Source organism: Sphingobacterium sp. NPDC055346, from assembly GCF_053645235.1.
In genome coordinates this window covers 349165-366236 of sequence record NZ_JBSHMI010000005.1, presented here as the reverse complement: position 1 = coordinate 366236, position 17072 = coordinate 349165, and the positions used below count along the sequence as shown (strand labels likewise).

At 40.6% G+C, this 17072-nt stretch carries 17 protein-coding genes; 3 read left to right on the top strand and 14 right to left on the bottom strand.

Annotation, left to right across the window (positions count from 1 at the left end; translation table 11 throughout):
- Position 1 precedes the first annotated feature (1 nt).
- From ACWICE_RS12605 to ACWICE_RS12555, 11 genes are all read right to left on the bottom strand, one after another.
- Entirely contained in the window at positions 2 to 787 is a 786-nt protein-coding gene (locus ACWICE_RS12605) for a FixH family protein (protein WP_093099173.1), read from the bottom strand.
- A gap of 18 nt (positions 788 to 805) precedes the next feature.
- Positions 806 to 1075 (bottom strand): metal-sulfur cluster assembly factor, encoded by a 270-nt coding sequence (locus tag ACWICE_RS12600; protein ID WP_169919018.1) that lies wholly within the window; start codon positions 1073 to 1075, stop codon positions 806 to 808.
- A gap of 49 nt (positions 1076 to 1124) precedes the next feature.
- Positions 1125 to 2396, bottom strand: coding sequence for a hypothetical protein (locus tag ACWICE_RS12595; protein ID WP_093099176.1), 1272 nt, complete (start codon positions 2394 to 2396; stop codon positions 1125 to 1127).
- A 10-nt stretch (positions 2397 to 2406) separates the two neighbouring features.
- On the bottom strand, positions 2407 to 3222 hold the full coding sequence (locus tag ACWICE_RS12590; protein WP_093099177.1) for a DUF2249 domain-containing protein: 816 nt from the start codon (positions 3220 to 3222) through the stop codon (positions 2407 to 2409).
- 86 nt (positions 3223 to 3308) lie between these two features.
- On the bottom strand, positions 3309 to 4076 hold the full coding sequence (locus ACWICE_RS12585; protein WP_093099179.1) for an ABC transporter permease subunit: 768 nt from the start codon (positions 4074 to 4076) through the stop codon (positions 3309 to 3311).
- A gap of 7 nt (positions 4077 to 4083) precedes the next feature.
- On the bottom strand, positions 4084 to 4803 hold the full coding sequence (locus tag ACWICE_RS12580; RefSeq protein WP_093099180.1) for an ABC transporter ATP-binding protein: 720 nt from the start codon (positions 4801 to 4803) through the stop codon (positions 4084 to 4086).
- Between the two features lie 2 nt (positions 4804 to 4805).
- On the bottom strand, positions 4806 to 6050 hold the full coding sequence (locus ACWICE_RS12575) for a nitrous oxide reductase family maturation protein NosD (RefSeq protein ID WP_093099181.1): 1245 nt from the start codon (positions 6048 to 6050) through the stop codon (positions 4806 to 4808).
- Positions 6051 to 6060: 10 nt separating this feature from the next.
- Positions 6061 to 6510 (bottom strand): nitrous oxide reductase accessory protein NosL, encoded by a 450-nt coding sequence (locus tag ACWICE_RS12570; RefSeq protein WP_312695841.1) that lies wholly within the window; start codon positions 6508 to 6510, stop codon positions 6061 to 6063.
- Complete coding sequence (locus ACWICE_RS12565) at positions 6497 to 7108, bottom strand: hypothetical protein (RefSeq protein WP_197700953.1); 612 nt, start codon at positions 7106 to 7108, stop codon at positions 6497 to 6499. Before ACWICE_RS12565 ends, ACWICE_RS12570 begins: the two co-directional genes overlap by 14 nt.
- A 12-nt stretch (positions 7109 to 7120) precedes the next feature.
- Positions 7121 to 9109 (bottom strand): Sec-dependent nitrous-oxide reductase, encoded by a 1989-nt coding sequence (gene nosZ, locus ACWICE_RS12560; RefSeq protein ID WP_093099183.1) that lies wholly within the window; start codon positions 9107 to 9109, stop codon positions 7121 to 7123.
- A 36-nt stretch (positions 9110 to 9145) separates the two neighbouring features.
- Positions 9146 to 9634 (bottom strand): c-type cytochrome, encoded by a 489-nt coding sequence (locus tag ACWICE_RS12555; protein WP_185213018.1) that lies wholly within the window; start codon positions 9632 to 9634, stop codon positions 9146 to 9148.
- Positions 9635 to 9906: 272 nt separating this feature from the next.
- Here ACWICE_RS12555 and ACWICE_RS12550 point away from each other — a divergent pair, with 272 nt between their 5' ends.
- From ACWICE_RS12550 to ACWICE_RS12540, 3 genes are all read left to right on the top strand, one after another.
- Complete coding sequence (locus ACWICE_RS12550) at positions 9907 to 10530, top strand: Crp/Fnr family transcriptional regulator (protein ID WP_454291002.1); 624 nt, start codon at positions 9907 to 9909, stop codon at positions 10528 to 10530.
- 18 nt (positions 10531 to 10548) lie between these two features.
- Complete coding sequence (locus ACWICE_RS12545) at positions 10549 to 11817, top strand: hypothetical protein (RefSeq protein WP_454291001.1); 1269 nt, start codon at positions 10549 to 10551, stop codon at positions 11815 to 11817.
- A 254-nt stretch (positions 11818 to 12071) separates the two neighbouring features.
- Positions 12072 to 12374: a hypothetical protein gene (locus ACWICE_RS12540; RefSeq protein ID WP_185213021.1), complete on the top strand. Its 303-nt coding sequence runs from the start codon at positions 12072 to 12074 to the stop codon at positions 12372 to 12374.
- A gap of 2 nt (positions 12375 to 12376) precedes the next feature.
- Here ACWICE_RS12540 and ACWICE_RS12535 read toward each other — a convergent pair whose 3' ends face one another.
- Genes ACWICE_RS12535 through ACWICE_RS12525 form a run of 3 tightly spaced genes read right to left on the bottom strand, consistent with a single transcriptional unit; the run spans position 12377 to position 17072 of the window.
- A complete protein-coding gene (locus ACWICE_RS12535; protein WP_454291000.1) occupies positions 12377 to 13402 on the bottom strand; it encodes a hypothetical protein in 1026 nt (341 codons plus the stop codon).
- A gap of 27 nt (positions 13403 to 13429) precedes the next feature.
- A complete protein-coding gene (locus ACWICE_RS12530; RefSeq protein ID WP_454290999.1) occupies positions 13430 to 15580 on the bottom strand; it encodes a c-type cytochrome domain-containing protein in 2151 nt (716 codons plus the stop codon).
- A gap of 13 nt (positions 15581 to 15593) precedes the next feature.
- Positions 15594 to 17072, bottom strand: coding sequence for a DUF1501 domain-containing protein (locus ACWICE_RS12525; RefSeq protein ID WP_454298499.1), 1479 nt, complete (start codon positions 17070 to 17072; stop codon positions 15594 to 15596).

The following is a 17072-nucleotide window of genomic DNA, read 5'->3' as shown; positions in this document are numbered from 1 at the left end:
ACTAAAACAGTACATCTAGAAAGACATCCTTCGCAAGTTCTGTTTCACCCTTTTTAACATTGAAGAACAGTCTCCAATCTCCCGACATACTGAAATTCACTTTTCCTTTATAAATCCCAGCTCCCGAACCTTGAGGGCTGACATTATTGCTTGAACCATGGTTCATCGAAGTCATCTCCGGATGAAAATCCAATGTCAATCCATCCACAACAGGGAAAGAGAACATATTTTCTCTCCAGAAAACCATCACCTCTAAATCATTGATTCCAATCTTTGGGGAAGAAGGTTGTACCAATGCCATGATATAGCGTTTATTATCTGTAGCCGTGAAGGACTTCACAGGAACATTTCCAGTGACAGCAGGTTTGATCACTACCGGAATGTTTAGGGTTTCATTATTTATTTTTAGGTCAATTGCCCAAGTACCATCATTGGCCGTAGGCATGGTAAAAACCACAAACCCTTGAAAGGCATCAACGCTAGAGTTGAAAGCAAATTTACCAGTAGGTGCACCGTGTTTCATGGTCACCATGTCCATAACAGGAGAAAATTCTATCTTATCCGAAGGATTTGTTTTTCCATCTTTCAAAACCCTGACGTATACATTTTGATAGCCTACAACTAAATCCTTATCAGCCAAGAGCTGGACTTGCTTAGAGGCGTTAATCGTTTTTTCAGCAATGATCTTTTTATCTTCCAAAGGATTCTCCAGATTATCATCCTTTTGGCAAGAAGCCATTGTCAGGGCAAATAAGCTCCAACAGATCAAATAGATTACATTTTTCATAGTAGTATTAATTTAGTTTTATTGTCTATTCAATTGTTCCCGCCCCGACTCGGTCATCAGATCCGGCGACCATTCAGGTTGCCAGACCAATTCCAATATGATTTCACGATCAGGAAAGGTACTTTCCATACTTTTTTGCACAGCTTGCGTTATGGAACCCGCCATCGGACAGTAGGGAGTCGTCAAGGTCATTTGAACCTGGAGCTTATTGCTCTCAGTAAAGTCTAATACATAAACCAGGCCCATATCAATGACATTAATACCAAGTTCAGGATCCATAACCAGCATCAGCGATTGTATTGCTTTGAGTTGCTCCGAAGCAAACGGAGCGGTAAAATCAACTTCCATATTCCTCCTTTCTCTTATGTGTCAAAACCTTCAGTACATTCAATAAATACGAAACCGAAAGCAATACCCACAGGACAGTACTTAGGTTGATCAACCATTTGAGTTTGAACACTACGGCAATCACCGTAATAGACAAACTCCCAAGAAATAAGAGGTATTGAACCTTTAATAATTTATGGCTATAAAGTTCTTTCGGCATGGGCACATTTGCCCTTCCGTTCAAGTTTTTATATTGTATATTCCAGATAATAAATGGGAGGGTCTTAAAGGTCATCCCTAAGATTATTCCCGTGATCCAACCCAAGAAAATCCAAACCATATAGAGTGTAACCCAATTCCCAGACTCCTGATTCAGCACCAGTGGCAGAGTTGCAAAAGCCGCAAAAAGGTTTCCTATCGACAATAAGCTATGTTTGATCGGAATCTCAATCTTCTTGCGCAACCTATTCTTCAAACAGTCCTGTATAAATACGCCCCAGCTAATCACTCCTGCAAGGATCAAAGTGGCACATATCAGCAGTCTGTAGTCAATCTGATTTCGGTAACCATGGATCAAAAACATCAATAAACCGGTATTGATCAGGGTAACGGAAATAAACAACGCTTTTCTTTTGGCCGATTTCCCCATCACGAACATAGGGATCATCTTTGCTCCGGCACCCAAAATCAGCTGCAGGAACCATCCAGCTAAGCCGGCATGGGCATGCAGTTTCAAGATATCCAAATGGTTCTTTGAAATATAATGATGTTCCAAGTTGATGGCCAATAATAAACCAACCGTAGTGGTAAAACATAGCCAAAAAGCGGAAAACATAAAAAACAGATTGAACTCAAATGATTTTTCGTGCTTCTTGCTGGTCATCCAAATGATAAGAAAATATATATAAGAAGCCATGCAGACCAGAGACCCTGCTAAAATCATCATCCAATCAGTCCGGAAATTCCAAAAGCAATAAATCAATAGGCAACTGCCAATGGTCAATATGAAATAACTGAAAAAGGCCAGTTTTGGAGAGAACAAGCTGTGTTCGAATATGACTGGCACCAGTTGATAAGCTGCACCAAAAATGATCATGGTTCCCCATCCTAATGCCAGGGTATGGACTATAGCAAGAACTCTAGGCTGAAAATAATGCCCCAGGATTTGGCTTCCCGTCAATACTAACAAGATGCTAAATACAAGGAAAAAGACAGCTGCCGTGGCAAAAAATGGCACGACTACATATCCTTTGGTGGCATTATCGGTCGAACTTAAAGTCATGTCCCTATTTTTATGGATGGATCAATATTCTTACATCTCCCTCAGCAATCTCACTGACAAATACCCGATAAGGTAAATTGCCCAATTCTTCCAAAAGATAAAGCGGCACTTTCTTGTGTTGGACAAAAAGGCCTTCATTGGCCTTTAATTGCCCCAAGGTTTCCAAGATTCGCTCCATAGGTTGTGGCATAGGCAAACTCCTGACATCCAACTCTACCATATCGAAACTCTTGGTATTCAATATCTTTTCGATCACATCAAAGGATACAAAAGAGATCATGGACTCTATCTTGGTTACGGCCTTTTCTGCCATTGGCTTATAGAAATAAGTATGGAATTCAGTTTTTGAAATCTCATCGGTATAACTGAAAGTACCTTTATCTTCCAAGCGGCTAATAAGTGGAAATGGCAAAAAGCTATTGATGATTTCTAGCACTGCTTTTTCAGGAAGTGCTTTATAGGCTATCATGATTTCTTTTAAGGGGTCCCGGTCAGCATCTAGAATTGGCCTGACATCCAATGGAACAATCTGTTCACATTCAATCAACCATGCCGGTTTATTTTGTTCCTTCTTTTCTTGAGAAGTCTTTGTTTCTGCGGCCTCTTTCCATGTAAATCCTAATGGTTCTAGAACACGTCTAAAGTCATCTACAGAACAGTTTGCAATTTTTGCAGCTTCCATGATATTGACACGTGGAGTCAGGACCTTACGCAATAATGGGATTTTGATTTTCCGTAAGGGTTTCGCTATTGATGCAATGGCATCAATGCACAACTCATTAGCTTTGATAAGCTCTGAGATTTTTGTGAATTGATTAATTATCATGGCAAAAATGAATTTTATGACAATGAATAAAATCGTCAATCAGACCTGTCATTTACTTGGCATAGTACCAATTGCCGTACTTTTTCTTATAGATCCTTCTTCTTAAAATACCTGACCGACAGCCATAGGGGTATGATAGCCCACAAAAACAGGACAGCAATTGTAATGCTCATGCCGAGGGCATTTCCAAAGAAGTCTCTAAAAATTGCTCCAGTATAACCCATCATGGCGGAAAGGTCGAGTTGCAAGAGGATCAAGATCCGACAGACATCGATGGGGTTGAACATGGACAATCCGACCATAAAGTTCTCGATTGGATAATCGGAAAACTGGAACAACATAAATAAAACTAAGGCATCGAACAGCAATCCGAAATACAACCACAATAGGATTGCAAGTCCGATGCCTTTAGATTTGTCCCGGATTAATACGGAGGTCCATAAGGCTATTGACACAAAGATCACAGAAAGCAATAAACCGCAACCAACCAATATTAACCCAGAACTGCTAAATGCATATAAGAATGTGGGGATGCCTACGCCTATGAAAAAAGAGAGACATAGGGTCCCTGCCAGACCTGCAAATATGCTTAGCCATATATTGCCCCTTTTAAGGGGCTGACTCACTAATAAACAAATAAATTCAGCACTATTATAGAGGTATATGCTTGAAAATACGATACTTACCAGAGGAACTACAAAAAGTACAATGTTCAACAAACTCACCAATCCTTTTTCATAATTATCTTCCATGCTGAAGACACTTACCGATAACGCAAATAGCAAAAGTGTATAGAAAATAATAGTTTTATTTCTCAGTAAATCAACAAAAACGTAGCGTATAATTTTATTCATGGAAAGCCTATTTAGTTTGATTTGGAACAGACATGACTTGGGCTATGGCCTTTGACAGTTTATCTGTACCGGTATCTATCTTTAATTGTTGAAGCGATTTATGGAACATCAATTTTCCTTCTTGCAGATAAATGATTTGCGAAACTAGATCATCTAAGTCACTGAGTACATGAGAACTGATAATGATCAATTTATTTTCATTCATCACCTTCTGGATCTTGTTTTTCAATATTTCCGAAGAAAGTGGATCCAAGCCCGCCGTTGGTTCATCCAGGATCAAAGCCTTTGGATTAAAAAGAAAGGCCAAGCAGGCACTAACTTTTTGCCGAGTTCCGCCAGACAAGGTCCCCATACGCTTATCCAACAGGGCCGGTAGGTGGAATGCATTGTACAGATCCAGGTCTAACTGATCCTCGGGCATCTTCCGAATATCTTTCATCATATCTAAAACCTGTCCTATGCTCATATTCTCCGGATATTGGCCAATCTGTGGCATATAGCCGATCTCCTTTCTGTAAGAATATTTATTTTGAATATTTTCGCCGTCAAATTTGATAATCCCTGAACTGGGAACTACCATGCCCAAAACAGTTTTGATTAGCGTGGTCTTTCCACTTCCGTTTGGACCTATCAAGGCGACACATTCTCCCCCATTCAAGGAAAGGTTAATATCTTTCAGCACCTTAAACTTGCCAAAGTCTTTGAAAATATGTTGGATTTCGATCATAATTAAACTGATTTCATACGTGGTTTTTCATCTTTCAACCCTTCTGGGGTCAAACTAGGCAACAGTTTTTCTGTACGATCAAACAGCGTCACCATAAAACTTCTAAAAAGCAACATGGCAGATGGATAGCGCTCGACCAACATGGAAAATAAACTTACTGGGCGGAAAGGAATATCCCCAATCCCATCCTTATCCAGATCATAGCCTTCATATTTATCCCAATAATTATTTTCAAAATTGTTAAGGGTCAACGTTCCATTGGTTGCCACATCAAATGTGTTTTGCAAGAAATTATTATTCTTAAAATCATTGTCCATACAACTCGCCTGGATTTTTACGCTCCATCCATTTCCTTGAAAAAGGTTGTTCTCGATTTGGATCCTATTGGAACCTTCCATAAAAATTCCGGCGGTATTGCGATCAAATGTATTGTTGATTATTTTACTGTCTGATATATCTTTTAGGAGCAGACCATAAGCGGAATCCCCCCAGTTTTCTTCAAATTTATTGTTCTCCATATGTACATTCTTGGTGTACATAACGGCCACTCCGGCACCATTTGCCCGGAATATGTTTTCTATATAGCTGTTGTCATGTGAAAACATGAAATGCAGGCCATATCTCAGGTTGCCCTCTGAGCGGTTTTTGTTGACATGGGTATGGGTTACAAATTCTAGATAGATGCCATCCCGATGTCCTAAGATCTCATTGTTCTCAATGAGTAGGCTGTCCGATTTCCAACCATGGATACCGTTTCCGATCAATTGTTCGGCCGTTCCATAAGCCTGGATCTTGTTACCCCTGATCTCCAGATGTTTGGAGTTTTGGGAATAGACCCCAAAGAAATTATCATCCAATACATTGTTGATAATGTTGACATGATGGGTATTGTAAATCTTTATTCCCGCTACATCATTGATGGAGGAATGTCCAGAGCCCTTGATCTTAAATCCTTGAATATGGACAAAGGGTGATTTTACGGAGATTGGCTCATGTTTTTTCTCTCCATCCAATGTCGGCATGCCCTCACCGATCAGGCTGATAGCTTTGTCGATGATAATATTTCCCTCCTTATAGGTTCCAGATTGAACCAGTACGGTATCGCCTTTTTTTGCCAGGGCAATCCCTTGTTTTATGGATGTCACCGAATGATTTTTGCCTACTTTAATGGTAGTGGCATGAGACATGCCACCTACCATAAATAAACAAATCAACGCACTAAATATCTTCCAAACTGATCTTCCCATGATGCAGGTTTTATTTCCAAAGGTCTTCCCAACTAAGGGCGGTACCTCCTAATTCAGCTTTTGCCTTTTCCAGATCCTCTGTCTTTTCAAAGGCTGCAATATTTCCGCGCATAGGGCTTTTCAGCTCTTCGCTTTTCAAATAGAACATCTTGTCTGCTGGCAACAATTTATTACTGCTATAATCCGGTAAAAAATAGGCTGCAACCTCTTCCTTTTTCACGTTGCTTTCCTTCACAAAGGAAATCATGCATTGTACATCGTCGAAATTGTAAACACGTCCTTTTTTAGTCTGCAACTGTGTGCCAAATCGAGCATCGCTAATGGTCATCTTGCAATAAGCACATTGGTCAGAGCCATATTTTATGGGCTTTGGTTCACTATTGCCTTGACATGCTTGCAATCCAAACATGATCAGAAGGACACTGCTCAAGCAGATAAGAAATATCTTAGTTCTGTTCATTTTTAAGTTTTTTAGAAGTTTTCGTTTTGCGCCATTCTTGAATGACACAAAAAGCCAAAATAATTCCGCAAAGGATAAAAATCCAACCACCAATATCGGGAACGGAATAAGCTCCGAAATTCAACAGCTTTTTATAGCCGATCAATGGAGGAGTATAGGACATACCTGGTACTTTGATCGGTGCATTCGGGTCAAGGTTATGTCCATAGTTGTACTCCCAAACATAGAAGTCTACCATGGCTACGATCCCAAATAGCAAGAATGCTCCAAATAAATAGTATACCCACTTTCTTTTGTTGGCAAGACCGACAACGGTAAAGGCCAATGCAAAGAATCCAATGATATAAGGAAGGACTGTGAATTCCTTAAAATCCTCCTTATGTAGGGTTTTCATGCCGATATAATGGTTCAATCCGTTGATGATATCCACCTGTCCAGACAATTTATGGCTGAATATCTGCAGTTCCAACCCTTCTGGGTATTGAGCTGCATCCAGCTCAATACGCCAAATCGGAAGGAAGATGACTGCTACTAAAGCCAGGCCGCATAGTACCAATAAGACACGGTGCAAGACTGACAAGTTGTTTGTAGATTTCATCTCTATGTAGCTTTAGTTAGTACTCTCTTTAGGCATGTTTGTGCCTACGCTGTAGGTCAACGGAACATTATTTCCTTTCTTCGAAATACGGATATAACCTTGCATTTCTTGGTGCAATGCACTACAGAAGTCCGTACAATAGAATGGGAACACACCAACACGGTCTGGTACCCATTTTAAGGTCTGGGTTTCTCCTGGCATAACCAAAAGCTCGCCATTTTTGGCTCCTTTTACGGCAAATCCATGGGGCATATCCCAGTCTTGCTCAATATTGGTTACGTGGAAATAGACCTCATCGCCTAATTGAACACCCTCAATATTGTCAGGTGCAAAGTGGGAACGGATAGAAGTTAGGTAAACATGGATCTGGTTACCCTTACGTTCTACGCGAGCTTCACTCTCTCCTTTTGTAGCATATGGATTCGTATTTTCTTCGATTTTGAAGATCTTAACGCTCTTGTCTACGACTTTGTCTGCCTTGATCGCTTGCGCATAGTGCGGCTCACCGATTGTAGGGAAGTCCAAGATCAACTGCATCTTGTCTCCTGAAATATCAAAGATCTGCGCACTTTGTGACAATTCAGGTCCTGTAGGAAGGAAACGGTCTTTTGTAATCTTGTTATAAGCAACCACATATTTTCCATACGGATTTTTGGTATCACCACCAGGGATCATCAAGTGACCTGTTGAATAATAAGTGGGAACACGGTCAATAACTTTCAAAGTCTTCACATTCCATTTCACCAATTCTGAGGAAACGAAGAATGAAGTGATCGCATTTCCTTTTTCATCAAACTCAGTGTGCAATGGACCTAAACCTGGTTTTTCAACCTCGCCATGTAATGCTGCTTCATATTTAATGATTGGAATACCACCAAATTCACCTTCGAATTGTTTTCCAGCAATCGCTTTTTGGATTTTATCGAATGAGAATACTGGAATTAAAGCGGCAAGTTTACCTGAACCTACAATATATTCACCCGTAGGGTCAACGTCTACACCGTGAGGTGATTTAGGACAAGGGATATAGTAACACAATCCTTCTAACTCTTCTGCCTTCAAGACGATAGTTTCCGTTTTGAATTCAGTAGAAGAAGTATGTGATTTTTCATCATACTTGTTGTGGGCATATTTCAGACCAGTAACCTTTTTACCTTTACCAGCTTTTAAATATTCCTCTGCTTTTTTCCAGTTTACTGCTAAAACAAAGTCTTTGTCATTTTTAGACGCATTTACCTCTAACAAGGTGTTTGCTTGTTCAGTGTTATAGGTAGAGAAGAAGAACCAACCATGAGATACACCTTTACCAGCACGACTTAAATCGTAGTTGACACCCGGTGTTTCAATCTGGAAGGATAATTCCATGTTTCCACTCTCTTTATCTACACTGACAAAGCTCAATGAACCACGGAAATTCTGCTTGAAGGTATTGATTGGCACATCGCCACCTTCACCATCTAATGGAACAGAAAAACGTGTCCCTGCTACCACATACTCTGTATTTTCTGTGATATAAGGTGAAGAGTGGTTACCACCACTGTTCGGCAATTCAAGGATCTCTGCTGTACGGAAGGTAGTCAAGTCGATACGCGCAATACGTGGTGTATTGTTGGCATTGGCAAATACCCAACGACCGTCATAGTTACCGTCGGTTTTTGATAATTGAACGTGGTGCAAATCATCCCAAGGCACATTACCATGGGAAGTTTCCAGCATAGGTTTCGTTTCTTCACTGAATCCCCATCCTTTTTCAGGATCCACAGAGAATACCGGGATGACCCTTAACAGACGTCCTGAAGGCAGTCCGTATACAGACATCTGTCCGCTGAAACCACCGGATACGAAGTTGTAAAACTCATCGTATTTTCCTGGAGCGACATAGGTCTTTTCTGCGGCATTACCACTGACAGCTTCACCGGCCCCTTTGGGCTTACAAGCTTGGAATGAAGTGAGCAGCGTGGCCACAGCAATCCCTGATAGAAAATATTTTTTAAATTCCATTATAGTATGATTTAGATATAATAACTTGCTTTCGAATTATTTCACACCATCATTTTGACGCATAAATTCCAAGATTTTGCGGGCATCATCGTCTGTTAAGTTTTGGTTAGGCATACGCACTAAACACAATTCCAATTGCGCTTGCAACTCAGGGTCTTTATCCAACATCGCATCTGGGTTGGTAATAAAGTTCATGATCCATTCTGGTTTTCTACGTTCTGAAACGCCTTTCCATCCTGGTCCAACCAATTTCTCATCGGTCATCTTGTGGCATGATGCACACTTTAAATCTACAATGGTCTTGCCTGCTTCAGCCATCGCTACATCCAGCTTGGCGCCTAGGTCAACTGTTGTAAATTTTCCTTCTCCGCGGTTAGGGTCATAGGAGCTTGCGTCAGTACCAGCATCGCTAGATGCGGCGGCTGTTTCCTCTGGGAAGGAACGTTCTGATTTTTGTTCACTATTGTTTGATGAACAGGCATATATGAACATGGCCATCAAAAAGAGTACGGTTAATTTTTTCATAGTTTCTTAGATTTTTTTGAATTCAATCAATGATTGTGTATTACGTTTATTACAAAGGTACCGGCAAGCTTGAGGCTAATTTTATGAGGTAAATCATAATTTATTGATTAACAGTATTGATTTATGGTAATCAACCCTGCATCCTATTGACTATTAGAGAATTAAGTCTAATTTTGATTCTAATCACTATTTTGAGTGACTACCATCAACTATGAAAACAGTCTTTCTGGATAGATTTGTCTTAAATAGAAAGACATAAAACAAACAAGGATATGATCCCATCCGAGTTACTTATTGAAAAAGGCGCAACCGTTAAAAAAGTGGAAAGCGCAGAAGTGATATTCCATGAGAATAGTCCTTCAAATTTCTATTATCAGGTGATCAGTGGACGAGTAAGAATTTGCAACTTCCTTGCCGACGGTAAAGAAGTATTGCATAAGGTCGTCTGCGCAGGCGAGGGATTTGGGGAGGTGGCCATACTTGATAACGGTTACCATGTGGCGACTGCCATCGCAGACAAACCATGTACCATGCTAAAGTTATCCTCTAGCGCATTTATGGAGATTCTAAGCGATTACCATAGCATCATGCTCTTGGTAACCCAACGAATTGCAAGAGAACTTCGGTTCAAGCTCTTCATGACGAAAATGATCTGCAGCTATTCGCCGGAGGAAATCCTGATCCATCTGCTCAATAAATTAAACGATGAAAACAAACTCATCTGTGGGGAATGTCATCGATTGATGTTGACCAGGCAACAATTGGCTAATATGACCGGGTTAAGGGTGGAAACCATAATCCGAGCCATGAAAAACCTTGAAAAAGAGGAAAAACTTTCCATTATCAAAGGAAAGGTATTTATCCCGACTTATTGCACTGGAAAGGTCCAAGGTTAATTAGCTTAGAAAAAAGGAATGTCAGCAACACTCAAATTTAATTCTGCAAAAGATTGGACTCTACTAACCATGTTCAGTTTTCTGATCGTGGGAATCTATGGTCTATTGATGCGCCTTAAATTTCTCTTTCCCCTACCCTTCCTGGATCAAAAAAACCTGATGCATGCGCATTCGCACTTTGCATTTTCGGGATGGGTTTCTCAAGCGATCATGATTTTCTTGATCTTGATCGTTACTGGAAATAACATGGAAAAGAGCTTTCCCAAAATTTATAGGAATATCCTATTAGCCAATTTTCTGGCATCCTTGGGCATGCTGATCTCATTTACCATTACGGGTTATGCCTTTCTCTCTATTACATTCTCCTTCTTGGTCGTGTTGGTCTCCTATTGGTTTGCGATCGTTCTCTGGAAAGACCTCAATAAATCCTCTGTTCCAAAAGCGATATTGATCTTGATCAAAGCCGCAGTAATATATAATGTTCTCTCATCGATTGGCACATTTGGCTTGGTTTACCTGAAGGTAACCCATCAACTGGATCCATTGAAACAATTGGCCTCTGTCTACTTCTATCTGCATTTCCAATACAATGGCTGGTTTTTCTTTGGCTGTTTTGGTTTGTTGAACCATTGGATTTTCAAAAAATTTGGCCAGAGTATCATTAGCCCGAGGTTCTCATGGCTGTACATCTCAACAGTTGTTCCTGCTTATTTTCTGTCTGTACTCTGGTGGAAAGGATTCCCTAATTGGCTTTATGGATTATTGCTGCTAACCGTTTTGGTACAAATCTTCCTATGGGCAAAATTCCTTATCAAATTCTTTGCTGCCAAAAAGAAAACGGATGCATTACAGTTAAGTAAAGTTGTCTTTATCTTATGGTCCTGTGTGGCCTTAGCGGTCTGCATCAAATTGATCCTGCAAGCGATCTCCATTATTCCGGCCTTAAGCCAATTGGTCTATGGCTTTAGACCGATCGTTATTGCCTACCTACATTTGGTATTATTAGTAATTATTTCCTTATTTTTATTGGGCAACGCCTTCAACAGTCAGGCACTAAAAATGAATAAGGGTATTGGAATCGGGGTCTATGGCTTATTGCTCGGGATATTCCTCAATGAATTTGTGCTAATGATCCAAGGAATCGGAGGTCTTATGCGTCATAGCTTCCAAAGAACCCACGAAACCCTAGGGATTGCAGCAATCATAATAGTTATCAGCATCTGCCTGATTATACATAAGCAGATTTTCGGTTCTCCAAAAGGAGAATCACTGGAGAAATCAGAATAAGAGCAAAAGCACTTATTTCAGGATAATATTTTAGCTATTCCAATCAAGTGGTTTCCCCGTATCTAAGTTTACTCTCATTCGAGACACATTCCGAATTTTCCGAATATGCCTCGAATAAGACTAAAGCTATACTCGAAACAAATGGTCGAATTTGAAAGAATTTGGAGCTAAAATAGTCAGCTACAAAAGGTCATTTTACTTAATGGAAATGGATAAAATAAAATTAAATTTACCAGTAGAAATGAGAAAAAGATATGGAAAACAAGAATTATCCTGTGCTTTTGGTTGCCGATAAGCTTCAATTGGAAAATGTCTCAAAATATAAGACCGAGAAAGAACAATTCGAACAATTAGCCAATCATATAGATGAACTGGTTTCCACAAATTTCAATAAACTGATCAGTATCCTTTATCGAATCGATGTCTCCGAAGAAAAAGCTAGACGGGCATTGGCCGAAGAAGCAGGCATTAGGTCCCCCGGACATACTCTAGCCCGACTATTGATCGAGCGAGAATCCGAAAAAATCAAGTATAGGGAAATGTACAAGAAAAGATAAGGTTACACCCTATTTAACTTATATGGAAAAACCTTTCCAGATGCCCATTGCGCCACATATAAATTATCATCATCATCCACACAGACATCGTGGGGATGAACAAATATCTTGTCTTGTTGCTGCATAGTCTTTAAGGTTCCATCTTGGTAAACAGGTTCTGTACCCCCTATATTGCTGACCACCTTTTTGTTTTTGTCCAGGATGGTAACAAAGCCCGAACCTGCAACATCCATATTTGGAGACCTTAAAACTGCCGCATAAACATGGTTCCCTTTGATCACAGGTCTACACACACATTCTCCAGGCAGCTGGATAATCTCCAACAATTTCCCTGCAGTATCAAATCTTTTAAAGCAGTTCCTCGTTCGGTCTGTAATCAAAAGGCTTTTTTTACCTTTTCTTTTGTCAAAGGCAATTCCATGCGCATTATCAAGAAATTGATCTCCTTCTCCTCGACCGCCAAAATGATTGATCAATTTACCTTTACTGTCATAGTGTAGGATATGTTGAGCGCCATAGCCATCGGCAATATAGATGTCGCCATTATCATCGATTGCAGTTTCCGTAGGTACAAATTCCTCTTTTTTATGGTAAAGCCCAATTCCTAGAGGAGCATCAATGGTCAGGAGGACCTTTCCTGAAAGGCTGGTTTTATAGACCTGATGTTTATCGGTATCGGTAATATATAGGTAATCAGTTCCATTTTCATTATGCAAGGTCAGGCCATGACCTCCGGGGAAGTCATTTCCCCAACTTTCCAATACTTTACCGTCCTTATTGAAGACAATGACGTTATTCTTTGTTTCATTGGTCAGCAAGATGATCCTACCCTTTTTATCCTGTACCATTTCATGGCAATCATTAACCGTTAATTTCGGGTTATGTTTAGTTGCCCAAGCCGTATCCAGACTATACTTCATGCTATTATGACCATAAACGATGTTTTTCGGTTTGGAAAACAAGTCTTTCATGATCAACAAACTCCCTGTTAGGACAGTAGATTTTTGGATAAATGCTTTTCTATTCATGATGTAGATTTATAGGTTAAATACCAGTTATTTTAATATGATTTCATCCACAAATAACCAAGGTGGGTTACCATCTCCGGGAAAACCTTGTGGAATTTTAGGATAGTGCTTTGTTTTCAGTCGAATAAAACTGATTTTCTGATTTGGGATAGCACAGGCAATCATTCGTTTATAGCGCACCTTATCCACCTTATCCAGATCAAGTTTGACCTTGTTCAGGAGTTTCAGGTTCAGGGAATCCGTTCCACCCCAAATTTCAACGTATTTTGGCGGGTAGATATGTTCATTATAGGATTGTTTAATGCTGAGAGCAAGGGTATCCAAGGCAATAGCTTGATCAAAGGACATTGTGGTCGATAGATCATTTCCTTGAAAACCCAGCCATTTACCATCCGCGTTATTATTTCCACCGCTTTCCAGATCAAAGAAGCTTTGCTCCTTTCTAGCCTTATATTGTTGATTGGGTTTAGTTTCCAAAACGATTGTGTTTGGACTAAAGGATGTGGCATAGAAACTTTGATTGATTTCATTGCTTGGTAACCAACCATCTTTTACGGCTTTAACCCGCAACATCGCGTCTTTCTTCAATAGGACTGGCTCTTTGTAAATTTTGGCTGTTGAAGAATCAGGATGAGTTCCGTCCAGCGTATATCGCAATTGCACGCCTACAATGGGGTGGCTTAAAGAAAGGCTGATTTCTTTTTGGAAAAAGCTTCGGTTAGGATTTATCCTTGGTGGCGTAAGGGCCAACTTTTGCGAATCATCGGTTTTAAATCCAGCATCTATTTTGATTGTTGGAAAATCTTTCCGGATAGCCTCCAGTTCTGCAGGTTTCAATGCAGTATTCCAAACGAATATCTTTCTCATATTTGGCAGTTTGACCAGAGATTTTATTCCATCAATAGACACTCCAGTACCGATTAGACTAACACTTTTCAGATTTTCATGGTCCTTCAACAAAGCTAGATCCTCATTTGTGATCTTGCTATTATTGAGGTTTAGCGTCCGGAGGTTTTTAAATTTATTGAGCGTTTGGATGTCCGCCTTTTTTATCGGCATGGAACTCAGGTTTACGGAGACTACCTGGTCCGCTATAGGCGAAAGTTCAGAAAGGGATTTATCGGTAAAGAAATCCTTTCCATAAAAGTTTACATCCAATGCCGGAGAGCCGGCATCCAAAGGATTGATGATCCTGTAGGGTGTGTTCAATTTCTTCACTTCAGCCTCATCGGCAGCGGCGAATTCATAGGTCTCTGTTCCCGCAAAGCCATAGACAGATTTGACCGCCTGAAAGAGGGTATCCTGAACGGCGAAGGCAGAAAGCGGAAGATCAAATTTACCACCGCTCTGTATCCAAGCTCGTAAAAGAGATACCTCATCGATACTCAATTGAGGTTTCCCTTTAGGAGGCATTTTATGTTTATGTTCAATATCCAGGAGGATACGTTCGATCATTAAACTGGTCAAGGCATTACCTGCGGTAAAGACCTTTCCATTGTCCCCTCCTTTTAAGATTGATGTACTATCAGATAGGACAAGTCCACCCTTAGGTTTACTTGAATTATGGCAGCCTACGCATTTTGCCTGAAGGATAGGCATAACCGCATCCTCAAAAACAATAGCGGTTTCAGCATCCAATTCCTTTGATTTCTTTTCCATGATGGGCGACATGATAAAATCCTCACCATGGGTAAGGGATGCACCAAAATGCCCAACAAGAAGCAACAGAATGATGGAAACATTCATACCGAGGGCAAAGACTTTCTGGTATTTGCCACTGGAGTTGAATCGGATAAAAGCCAGTAAGGCAAGTGTCAATAGGGATAGGCCAACTCCGGTATATTTATGTATTTCATAGGTCGTTCCTTCAAATCCTCCTTCCTTAGAAAGTAACAGCCCCATGATGACCGTGATCGCAGTCAGTAAGGCACTGATGAACAACAGGGAGTTGAGGATAGATTGAAGCGTTGGTACTTCTTTTTCTAGGCGAGACCTAAAAAGATAGAGGATCCAGCAGATGACCAAGAGCACAATAGGAAAATGCAGCAACAAGGGGTGCATTCGGCCTACAACCTGTAAATAAGTGGGAATCTGAATGCTGTTTTCAAACAGTAAGAAAAAAATGATAAAGCTGTTGAGGCCTATCAATATATTGAAGTGCAAATTTTTGATTGTCATTTAGCTTCCCAGTTTATGCTAAAATATCTTTGACTACATTACCTGCGACATCGGTCAATCGGTATCTCCTTCCCAAATGCTTATAGGTTAGTTTTTCATGATCTAAACCCAGTGTATGCAGAATGGTAGCATGGAAATCATGTACATGAACAGGGTTTTTGACTATATTATAGCCCAGTTCATCCGTCTCGCCATAGACCATGCCCGGTTTGATACCGCCACCTGCCATCCAAACGCTGAAGCAGCGCGGGTGATGGTCACGGCCATAATTATCCACGGTCAGTCCACCTTGGCAATAGTTTGTTCTACCAAATTCTCCGCCCCATATCACTAGGGTTTCATCCAACAGACCTCTTTGTTTAAGATCGGAAACCAATGCTGCAGAAGCCTGATCCACATCTTTTGCTTGCATGGCCATTTCATTTGGGAGACCACCATGTTGATCCCAACCTTGATGGTAGAGTTGCACGAAACGCACTCCATTTTCTGAAAGTTTTCTGGCCAGCAGACAATTTGCCGCATAGGTACCAGGGACCAAGCACTCAGGACCATACATTTTTATGATATGGTCAGGTTCTTTGGACAGGTCAGTTACTTCCGGTACGGAGGTCTGCATTCTATATGCCATTTCATATTGTTGGACTTTTGCCGTAATCTCGGGGTCCTTGAACGTTTCAAATTGCATGCTGTTCAATTCGGCGAGCTTATCCAAAAGTTTCCTACGGCTCATCTTATCGGTTCCTTCAGGGTTATTAAGATAGAGAACCGGATCTGGACCTCCCATAAATTGCACCCCTTGATGGACAGAATCCAGGAATCCGTTGGTCCAAAGTTTAGAATAGACTCCTTGACCATTTCCTTTTCCCTTAGAAACTAGGACGCAGAAGCCCGGTAAATTTTGGTTTACACTTCCTAGTCCATAACTCAACCAAGCACCCATACTCGCACGGCTACCCTGTTGAGATCCCGTTTGGAAGAACGTGATGGCGGGATCATGGTTAATGGCATCTGTATGCATAGATTTGATGATACATAGATCATCCACGATCTTGGCCATGTGCGGAAATAAACTGCTTACCCAAGCTCGACTTTGTCCATATTGAGCAAAATCAAAATAAGAACCCACCAGTGGAAAAGTAGCTTGACCTGCTGTCATACCGGTCAATCTTTGTCCGCCACGGATTGATCCTGGCAAGTCTTGACCGATCATCTCCCTAAGCTTTGGTTTATGGTCGAAGGATTCCAATTGGGATACGCCACCAGATTGGAAAAGGTAAATGACCCGTTTTGCTTTAGGAGCAAAATGAGGCAAGGCTCTTTCAAAGGCTTCTTGGCTACCAGGTTTGCCCGAAAACAAGTCTGGAATCAATAAAGACCCTAAGGCTATACTTCCAATCCCTATGCTTAAACTAGATAAAAATTGCCTGCGGTTTTGGAACAGCTGAGCTTCTTTTACTTCTTTATCTAAGTTATTATCTATCTTTTTTCTCAT